Origin of the sequence: Blautia sp. AF14-40, from assembly GCF_003479665.1 — a bacterium.
GTDB lineage: Bacteria > Bacillota > Clostridia > Lachnospirales > Lachnospiraceae > Fusicatenibacter > Fusicatenibacter saccharivorans.
On sequence record NZ_QUHK01000020.1, the window covers coordinates 56,897 to 66,551 of the forward strand.

General features: G+C 45.3%; 8 protein-coding genes. All 8 read right to left on the reverse strand.

All coding sequences use genetic code 11. The features are described from left to right. Positions 1-10: 10 nt before the first annotated feature. The gene (locus tag DWW13_RS13520; RefSeq protein WP_117801790.1) at positions 11-268 is read right to left on the reverse strand and encodes an HPr family phosphocarrier protein; all 258 of its coding nucleotides are present in this window, start codon (positions 266-268) and stop codon (positions 11-13) included. A gap of 4 nt (positions 269-272) precedes the next feature. Then, positions 273-1,109, reverse strand: a complete 837-nt coding sequence (locus tag DWW13_RS13525; protein ID WP_022461277.1) for a PRD domain-containing protein — start codon at positions 1,107-1,109, stop codon at positions 273-275. Between the two features lie 27 nt (positions 1,110-1,136). Further along, entirely contained in the window at positions 1,137-3,299 is a 2,163-nt protein-coding gene (locus DWW13_RS13530) for a PTS transporter subunit IIABC (RefSeq protein ID WP_118720328.1), read from the reverse strand. 293 nt (positions 3,300-3,592) lie between these two features. Beyond that, positions 3,593-4,621 carry a TIM-barrel domain-containing protein gene (locus DWW13_RS13535; protein ID WP_118720330.1) on the reverse strand — a complete coding sequence of 343 codons (1,029 nt, stop codon included), beginning with the start codon at positions 4,619-4,621 and terminating at the stop codon, positions 3,593-3,595. A 173-nt stretch (positions 4,622-4,794) separates the two neighbouring features. Next, a complete protein-coding gene (tnpB, locus tag DWW13_RS13540; protein ID WP_118700618.1) occupies positions 4,795-5,892 on the reverse strand; it encodes an IS200/IS605 family element RNA-guided endonuclease TnpB in 1,098 nt (365 codons plus the stop codon). A 385-nt stretch (positions 5,893-6,277) separates the two neighbouring features. Further along, positions 6,278-7,567 (reverse strand): UDP-N-acetylglucosamine 1-carboxyvinyltransferase, encoded by a 1,290-nt coding sequence (locus DWW13_RS13545; RefSeq protein WP_117801788.1) that lies wholly within the window; start codon positions 7,565-7,567, stop codon positions 6,278-6,280. Positions 7,568-7,904: 337 nt separating this feature from the next. Beyond that, complete coding sequence (locus DWW13_RS13550; RefSeq protein WP_330425611.1) at positions 7,905-8,408, reverse strand: shikimate kinase; 504 nt, start codon at positions 8,406-8,408, stop codon at positions 7,905-7,907. Between the two features lie 39 nt (positions 8,409-8,447). Further along, positions 8,448-9,467 carry a sugar kinase gene (locus DWW13_RS13555; protein WP_117813155.1) on the reverse strand — a complete coding sequence of 340 codons (1,020 nt, stop codon included), beginning with the start codon at positions 9,465-9,467 and terminating at the stop codon, positions 8,448-8,450. Between the last annotated feature and the right edge of the window lie 188 nt (positions 9,468-9,655).

Sequence of the window (9,655 nt, forward strand, 5' to 3'; positions counted from 1 at the left end):
AGCGTACTTTTTACAGATTTGCTTCGAAAAACGCTTTCAGCGTCTCAATCGCTGCATCTTCGTCCTCTCCGTTTGCTGCAACGGTTACGGTATCTCCCTGCTTTACACCAAGTGACATCAGCATCATCAGCTGAGTCAGTTTTTTCGTTTTTCCATCTTTTGTGATGGTGCATTCCGATGCAAAATTTTTTGCCTCCTTTACCAGCATTCCTGCCGGTCTTGCGTGGATTCCCAGTTCATCTTTAATGGTATATTCAAATGATTTCATGCTTTTATTCTCCTTCTTCTCTGTCCATAATCCGTTCTATGTGCATAGCGAGATATCCAATTTCGATCTCCTCCATCGGAAGTTTCAGCCTCTTTTCCATCTCCTCACAGATTCGTTTCGCCGCCTGAAAGGCTTTCGGAAACTTTACGGACATGTAGTCATTCATATTTACTTTCAGTTTTTCCCCACTGACCGCTCTTGCAACCATATAGCGGATATGGTTCATCATACGGTTATACGACAACGACATCACATCGATGGTATGCCCGGTGATATGCTCCACCAAAGAAATGCTCTCCCGGACTGCTCTTGCTACTTCCATGGCCTGTGAAACATTTTCCTCCACAATTGCCGAATGAACATGAAGTGCAAGATAGCCGATTTCATGTTCATCAATTTCGATCTGAAGCCGTTCTTTTAAAAGCTCCCTGATACAGGAAGCAACTTTATACTCTTTGTAAAACATCACACGGATATCGTCGGTGAGCGGATTGCTGATCTGCTCACCGTTCTGAATCCGCCGGACAGCAAAATCCAGATGATCTGCCATTGGAAAGACGATGGAACGGTCAATTTTTCCAAATTCCTTTTCTGCCTCGTCAAGCACGGCACTCGCCAGCTCCAGGCTGAGCGGAGAAACGCCCTGTACAATGGTTCTGGCATTTCCTCGCTCCGTCATCTCTGTCAGGGAATAAATGCGGGCATCGTCTCCCGGCTGTACACGCTGTCCCGTTTTTTTCCCAAATGCAATTCCTTTCCCCATGACCAGATATTCCCGGTTATTTTCTTCTTCCACACCAATAAATGAATTGTGGTTCAGTGTTTTTGCTATCCTGTACATTCTTCTCACCCGTTTTTAAGGCACAGCTTACGCGAGAATCTCAATCGCAAATAAAGGATCTCCTGCTTTTACCGGTCCGTCTGCCAAAAGACGGATTCTCTGGTTCTCCTCCAGCTCTGTGCAAAGAACCGGTGACGTAACCGACGGCGCATGTGTTTTCAGATATTCCAGATCCAGTTTCAGCATCGGATCACCTTTTTTCACGGTCTGACCGCTTTCTACCAGTGCCTCAAATCCCTCTCCGTTCAGTTTTACTGTATCAATTCCGACATGAATCAGAAGGCTGACCCCGGAATCGGTTACAAATCCAATCGCATGTTTTGTGTCGAAAACAAACGCGACTTCTCCGTCCTCCGGAGCACGCACATAAGGATCTTCCGGTGTCACAACAGCGCCGTCTCCCATCATCTTTTCTGCAAACGCTTCATCCGGCGCAGTAGAAAGGTCGGCTGCCAGTCCGCTTATCGGGCTGCAGACAGTAATCGTATCCACAACCTTCTGTTCTTTTGTTTCCTGCGTCGGTTCCGCCTCTTTTGGGGTTGGTGTATTTTCTGCTTCCGCATACGTATTCGGAGCTTTTTCCAGATAATCCTCTAAATTTGATTTTATCACAGTTACATTGGGTCCGTAAATAACCTGTACACCATTTCCTTTATGCACAACGCCAGATGCCCCTGTCGCCTTTAAAATACCATCGCTGACTCTCGCTGCATCATGAACAGTACAGCGCAGTCTTGTCGCACAGCAGTCTACATCCGAAATATTTTTCTTTCCGCCAAGACCTTTTGTGATCGCTTCACTCATAGCATCTTCCGATGCCACCCCATCGCTCTGCGCCTCTTTTCTTGCATTTACATCTGCTTTCGTATAAAGCTTGGTTTCCACATCATCATCCTCGCGACCCGGTGTCTTAAAATCAAACTTTTTAATCATGAATTTGAAGATAAAATAATACAGGAAGAAATAAAGAATGCCGACCGGAATCACCCTCATCCAGCTTGTCTTTTCATTTCCCTGCAGAATACCGAACAGGAAGAAGTCCAGAAGTCCGCCGGAAAAGGTAAGACCTACTGCGATATTCAGGATGTGTGCGATCATATAAGCTGTTCCCGCAAGAATAACCTGCACGACAAACAACGCCGGTGCAACAAACAGGAAAGAGAATTCCAGCGGTTCTGTGATACCGGTTGCCATACACGCAAGTGCTGCGGAAAGAAGCAGACCGCCTGCTGCTTTTTTCTTCTCCGGTTTCGCACAATGGTACATGGCAAGTGCCGCTCCCGGAAGTCCGAAAATCATAAAAATAAATTCTCCGGAGAAATATCTCGTTGCATCTGCACTGAAATGTGCGACATTCGCAGAATCCGCAAGCTGTGCGAAGAAAATATTCTGTCCGCCCTGCACCATCTGTCCTGCCACTTCCATGGTACCTCCGACTGCTGTCTGCCAGAACGGCATATAGAATACGTGATGCAGACCAAATGGAATCAGTGCTCGCTTAATCAGACCGAAAATCAGCGTTCCAGCATAACCGGAGCCGGTTACCAGGCCACCCAGCGCATAAATGCCGTTCTGTACAACCGGCCATACAAAATACATTAAAATTCCCACAAACATATAGACGATCGTAGAAATAATTGGTACAAAACGAGTACCTCCAAAGAAAGAAAGTGCGTTCGGAAGCTGGATCCGGTAAAATCGATTATGAAGTGCTGCGACTCCAAGACCGACAATAATACCGCCAAACACACCCATCTGCAGCGACTGAATACCGCAGACAGAAGTGATGGTTCCTTCCAGAACGGATTCTGCAATTTCTCCGTTTTCCAGAATCTGACCCGTAATAGTCAGCATTGCGTTAATCGCTGTATTCATAACGAAATATGCAATAACGGCTGACAGGGCAGAAACCTCTTTTTCCTTCTTTGCCATACCAATTGCAACACCTACCGCAAAAATCAGAGGCAGGTTATCAAACACCGCACTTCCTACTTTGTTCATGATCACCAGCAGCGCATGAAGAATTGTGCCGTTGCCAAGCAAGCTTGTCAGCCCGTACGTTTCAATTGTGGTTGCATTGGTAAATGAGCTTCCGATTCCCAGTAAAAGTCCGGCTACCGGAAGAATTGCGATCGGGAGCATAAAGCTTCTTCCCACTCGCTGCAGAACACTAAAAATTTTGTCCTTCATTTTTTTACTCCTTGTGTAGTTTATACTTTTTACAAGAAAAGTTTCTGCGGTTTTGCATCTTTTTAGCCGGTCTGTACTCTTTTTTCTAAAACAGAGCACAAAAAAGAGACACTAACCCACATAAACAATTCCTGTTATGTATAGTTAATGCCTCCAAAAATCGAGTTACACACTACAACTGTAGTTGAATATAGCACAGATAAATCTCTTTTGTCAAGTCAGTTCTTATGATTTCAGCTTTTTTCTTTTTATCCATTTTTCACATTCTTATGCATCTATTTTGTGCACAATAGCTAATCAACATCTTTTTTTTGAAATGTCATAAATTCAAGATCTTCCTGTTTCCATAGTTGTGCAGGCACATGCAATACTTCTTTTTGAGCAAACAATGGTATACTTGTTCCTTCTTTCTGGAAAACCCGAAGAGATGTACCACCATCAGCAAAAGCTTTGTTTTCTATATGAACAAATGTCATTCCCTCATATACTTCTTTACTTTCAATATCCTGCCACCGGCCTTCCGGAAGATACAGTTCATATTCATCTCTGTCAAATCCGGGTGAAATAAGCAATGCATCACCAAGCATATAAGACAGATTCTGTGTCTTTGCGATTGGATCTTTCGGATATTCCATCACAAGCGGACGAATCATTGGAATACCAGACTGATGACTCTGGCAGGCTGTGTGATAAAGATATGGCACAAGTCGATGTCTGAAGTTAATCCATTTTTTTACTTCTTTTAATGCCATATCTCCATACTGCCATGGTTCCCGCGGTGTTTTACCGTGCGCTCTGGATAATGGCATCCACAATCCCATCTGCACAGAGGAAAGGTAATCTTCTATATTCGGACGCTCCTCATTTCCGATATAACCTGTGTTATAAAATCCGCCAAGATCATAACCCCAGAAAGATACACCAGACATAGCCATCCCAAGTCCGGCCTGAAGAATTGCACTGTGACTTGCTTTATCACTGGAAGAATCTCCTGCCCATGCTGCCGGAATCGTATGAGAACCCACATACCCACTGCGTCCCCAAAGCATTGGCAATTCCCCATGTTCGTCGCAAATTTCTTTCATCCATGTGTAAATATTTTTTGCATACAGATACGTCAGAAGATTATGTCCTTCTCGCCCGCTCATGCCATTGTAAAATACAACATCTTCAGGTACTGCTTCAGAGAAATCTGTTTTTATCACTGATACACCCATTCTGACGATTTTTTTCACACGTTCCTCATACCATGCCAGAAATTCCGGATTTGTGAAATCAAAGCAGGCACACAAAAACTCTGAATCTGCAGTCGCTTTAAACATTGCAGGATGCCCTTCTTTATTTTTTTTGACACTCCCCACAGCTAAAGCAGGGGGATTCTTGTTTCTTCCACTACTGCATTGGCAAATACCTTACGGTACTGCAATGTCTTACACAGTGTCCACAAGCTATATTTATCCTGTTCCCGCATGCCCTGCGGTACAGTTTTTTATCTTCATGCAGACTGCATCTGCAGTCCTTTCTTTAGAATATTGATGCCTGCATTCGTATCCCGGTTATGAACTGCATGACAGATTGGACACTCCCAGATACGAATGCGCAGATTTTTCACCAGCGGATTCTGATATCCGCATGCACTGCAGGTCTGGCTGCTTGGATACATGTTTGGCACCCTGCGGAGTTCATTGCCATACCAGACAGCTTTGTACTCCAGCATTTCAAAAAACTTTGCCCACGAAACACTGGCTATGGATTTTGCCAGTTTATGATTCCGGATCATTCCCTTCACATGCAGGTCTTCGATGCAGATGGTTTGGTTTTCACGCACCAGCATCGTTGACTGCTTCTGCAGGAAATCATTCCTTTGATTCGTTACTTTCTCATGTACCCGGGCAACCCGGATCCGCTGCTTATCGCGGTTATGGGAACCTTTCTCTCTTCGGGAAAGTCTGCGCTGTTCCCTTACAAGCTTTTGCATCGCGCGTTCCAGATATTTGGGATTCGATACGGCATTTCCGTTACTGTCAGAATAGAATGTTTTGATTCCGACATCAATCCCAATCGTTCCACCCTGATTGGGGCGTGGTTCCGGTTCAAAGTCAACATTCAGCACCGCAAAATATTTTCCGGATGGTGTATGCTCAATCGTTGCGTAATTGATTTTTCCCACTTCCATCGACTGACGCACTTTAACGTATCCGAGTTTCGGAAGTTTGACATATCTTCCTACAATACGAATATTGTCTTTTTGATTCACCGTTCTGTAGGACTGAAACCGGTTATGTTTGCTTTTAAAAGTTGGATAGGAAGCTCTTTTTTGAAAGAAATTTACAAATCCCCGGTCAAGATCCCGCAAAGACTGCTGCAATGCAATGGAATCTGCTTCTTTCAGAAAGGCAAACTCTTCCCGCTTTTTCAATTCCGTCAGCATGGCAGAAGTCTGGCTGTAGCCGATTTTTTCTCCTTTTTCATAGCCTTCCTTACGCATGGCAAGTCCCCGGTTGTAGATGAGCCTGCAGCATCCCAGCGTCTGTTGAATGAAGATTTTCTGTTCTTTATTCGGATAGATCCTGAATTTTATCCCTTTTTGCATGATTCCATCTTATCCTTTGGTCTCCGCGGTGTTTTCTGATTTCCAATATACTGTTTTACTGCTTCCAGCAGTATAGGAATAGGATATCATATTTTTTTATTTCATACGACTACTATTTTGTCCATCTCAATTACTTGCGTAAATTCGATGGACGCGTCTTATATCCCCATAGCTGAAGCAAGGGGTTTTACGACGCATTGGATAAATTTGTACCTTTTTAAATATCTTTTTTTACCAACACTGACCGCCTCAGCTTTGAAAGGTAAAAAACAATTCACAATAATAGTAGTAAAATTTAAACCAATTTTTTCGCAATAAAGTAAAATAAAAGAACGGTACCTTTTATTGGACCGTCCTTTTTGTCAACATTTGTTTTATACTGTTTTTACGCTCTTAACCGGAATTTCTGGATGTCCTTTGCATTATTCACACGCTCAATCTCAGCGCCCAGTCCACGGAGCTTTCCGTCGAAGTCCTCGTATCCGCGCAGAATATATACGATATCATCTACCACAGTAATTCCCTCTGCTGCAAGTCCTGCGATCACAAGTGCTGCACCTGCACGAAGATCCGGTGCAGAAACCTCTGCTCCGGTAAATTTCTCTACGCCGTCGATGATCGCCGTGTTGCCTTCTACTTTAATACAGGCGCCCATACGTGCCAGCTCATCCGCATACTTAAAGCGATTTTCAAAAATACTCTCTGTTACAATACTCGTACCGTTTGCCAGCGCCAGTGTAACCGCGATCTGCGGCTGCATATCGGTCGGATAGCCCGGATACGGCTGTGTCTTTACGTGTGTTCTGCCCAGACGTTTGCTTGCGCTCACACGGATGGAATCGTCAAACTCTTCTACGTCGCAGCCAATCTCCTCGAGCTTTGCGGTTGTTGCTTCCAGATGCTTTGGAATCACGTTTTTAATCAGCACATCGCCCTTTGTGGCTGCTGCTGCAAACATATACGTACCTGCCTCGATCATATCCGGTACGACCGCATAGCTGGTTCCGTGCAGGGTATCGACACCCTTGATCCGGATCACGTCGGTTCCTGCTCCTTTGATGTTTGCTCCCATGCTATTCAGGAAGTTCGCCACATCGACAACGTGCGGCTCTTTTGCTGCGTTCTCAATCGTTGTATTTCCTCTTGCCATCGAAGCTGCCATCATGATGTTGATGGTGGCTCCAACGGAAACCATATCCAGGAAAATGTGGCTTCCATGCAGATCTGCCGCACTTGCCACGATTGCGCCGTGACGGATGCTTACCTCAGCGCCGAGTGCGCGGAATCCCTTTAAATGCTGGTCGATCGGACGGCTTCCGATGTTGCATCCGCCCGGAAGCGGAACTTCCGCTCTTTTGTATTTTCCAAGCAGCGCGCCTAAAAGATAATAAGACGCACGAATTTTTTTGATATATTCATAGTCAACACTCAGATCACCGATAGTCGATGCATTGATCCGCACGGTATGACGGTCGATGCGGTCCACAGTAGCTCCGATCTCTGCAATTGCTTCCAGAAGTACATTAATATCGCTGACATCCGGCAGATTTTCGATCAGGACCGTCTCATCGGTCATCGTTGCTGCCGTAAGAATTGCAAGCGCCGCGTTTTTTGCTCCCCCGATTTCCACTTCGCCCACAAGAGGATTTCCACCTCTGATGACATACTGTTCCATATATTCACCTCAAATTTTCTTTCTCATAACTTAACGAGTGTGTTTTATCCGAAATAACGATTCAAAGTCTGTTCTGCTGTTTTTTTTACACACTCCGGACTCACTGAAACGCACTGCTCCCCGCAGTGATTTTTCAGTCTCCCCTTATCTTAACTCAAATCTAATATTTTGTAAATCAATTTTAATATATTCCGTACTATTTCCGTTTTTTTCCACCGTTTCCGGTTAGGAATATTCAGAGAAACGTTATATGTAATTTCTAACTGTCAGAACATTTTCCTTATTATTACGTAATATTATGTTTTTGAAAATTCTCCGAATATTCCACCGTTCCTTCTTACATGCCAATCTGCTCGCGAAGTGCCAGAATCGTACCCTGGATATCCTTTCCGCTCTCATCGACCGTAATCTCGGCATACTGTTCATACAGTTTACTTCTCTCATCGTAAAGATCTTTGAGCGTCTGGCCCTCTTTCAGCACGACGCCGCGTCCCTTCAGGTTTCCGAGACGTTTCGCCAGATCCTCATACGACAGCTTCAGGTAAACGATGGTTCCAATTTCTTTAAAATGCTCCATCGCCTCTCTTCCGTAAATGGCACTGCCGCCCGGCGCGATGACGCTTTTGTCGGCTTCCAATGTCGCATTGACTTCATTCTCAATCGCAAGAAAGCCTTCATTTCCTTCATCCGCAATGATCTCGCGCAGAAGACGCTTCTCCCGATGCTGGATCACAAGATCCGTATCAATAAACTCATATCCCAACACCTTTGCAAGAATAACACCAACGCTGCTTTTGCCGGCTCCCGGCATTCCTATTAAGATAATATTCCGTTTATTCAAGATTTATTCCTCCTGCTGTCTCGTAAATTTTTCTCTATCCTATCTCTGCAGATTCGTTCCGCCCTGCTTCATGATCTGCTCGATCTCTGTTTCGCTCGCCACATTGGCATCGTGCTGGATCATCAGCTTTAAAACACTTGCGGAAATCGCAAAGTCGATGGCTTTCTGCGGCTCAAAATCATGAAGCATCGCATGGATCAGTCCCGCGCCAAATGCATCACCGGCTCCGACTGCCTCAAAGCTGTGTACTTTACGAACCGGGCTCTCGTAGAATTTTCCGTCTTTCAGGTAAATTCCCATCCAGTCGCCGTCCTCCACGGTGTAGAGATTGCGCAGCACACTCGCAACCGCTTTGCAGTTCGGGAACTGCTTCTGGATTTCCAGCATGCCCTCTTTGTAAGACTCGATCTGCTCAATGCCGCGCGACATATCTCCGTCGTACGCCGGAATGCCAAGTGATGATTCAAAATCCTCATCGTTTGCAATGCAGACATCCACATACGCCATCAGACGGCGCATAACGCGCTGTGCGTCCTTCGTGGACCACATTTTTCCGCGGTAGTTCAGATCACATACCACCTGGATTTTTTTCTCTCTGCAGAGCGCCAGAGCGTTCTCCAGCGCTTTTTCAATCTCTGTGCTGATGGCAGGCGTGATACCGGAAAAATAAAAGAGATCTACGCCATCAAGCAGTTTTTCCCAGTCAAATTCCTCTGCCTTTGCCATTGCAATTGCGCTGTAAGCGCGGTCATAAACCACGCTCGTCGGGCGGATATTCGTTCCCTTTTCAAAATAGTAAATACCAACGCGTCCGCCGCCCCGCAGCACACGGGATGTATCGACGCCGAACCGGCGGATCTCATTGACGGCTGCCTGTCCCACCTGGTGCTCCGGCACTTTTGTCACGTACGAAACATCGTCCCCGAGTGTCGCCAGGGAAACCGCAACATTCGCCTCCGCGCCGCCGTAATTGGCTTCAAATGTATCTGCCTGTAAAATTTTCAGATGCTCCGGTGTTTTCAGACGCAGCATCACTTCTCCAAAAGTAAGTACCTTCATACTAAAATCCCCTCCAAAAGCAATTTGCTTTTTTGTCTCAATACCTCTTTATCTTACGCTGTTTTCCCCACGGACGCAAGAAAAACCTGCGGAAACCACCCCCGTTTTCCATCGCAGAAAAGCACAAAAAAGAGGCTTTCTGTTTCTCTGATATGCTCCCTTCTAGGTAGACAAGTGAAATAATAAAA

Excerpts from the sequence above, each read along its gene's own strand:
- DWW13_RS13525 (WP_022461277.1), bottom strand. The coding sequence starts at position 1,109 with ATGTACAGGATAGCAAAAACACTGAACCACAATTCATTTATTGGTGTG.
- DWW13_RS13530 (WP_118720328.1), bottom strand. The coding sequence starts at position 3,299 with ATGAAGGACAAAATTTTTAGTGTTCTGCAGCGAGTGGGAAGAAGCTTT.
- DWW13_RS13535 (WP_118720330.1), bottom strand. The coding sequence starts at position 4,621 with ATGTTTAAAGCGACTGCAGATTCAGAGTTTTTGTGTGCCTGCTTTGAT.
- tnpB (WP_118700618.1), bottom strand. The coding sequence starts at position 5,892 with ATGCAAAAAGGGATAAAATTCAGGATCTATCCGAATAAAGAACAGAAA.
- DWW13_RS13545 (WP_117801788.1), bottom strand. The coding sequence starts at position 7,567 with ATGGAACAGTATGTCATCAGAGGTGGAAATCCTCTTGTGGGCGAAGTG.
- DWW13_RS13555 (WP_117813155.1), bottom strand. The coding sequence starts at position 9,467 with ATGAAGGTACTTACTTTTGGAGAAGTGATGCTGCGTCTGAAAACACCG.
- DWW13_RS13520 (WP_117801790.1), bottom strand. The coding sequence starts at position 268 with ATGAAATCATTTGAATATACCATTAAAGATGAACTGGGAATCCACGCA.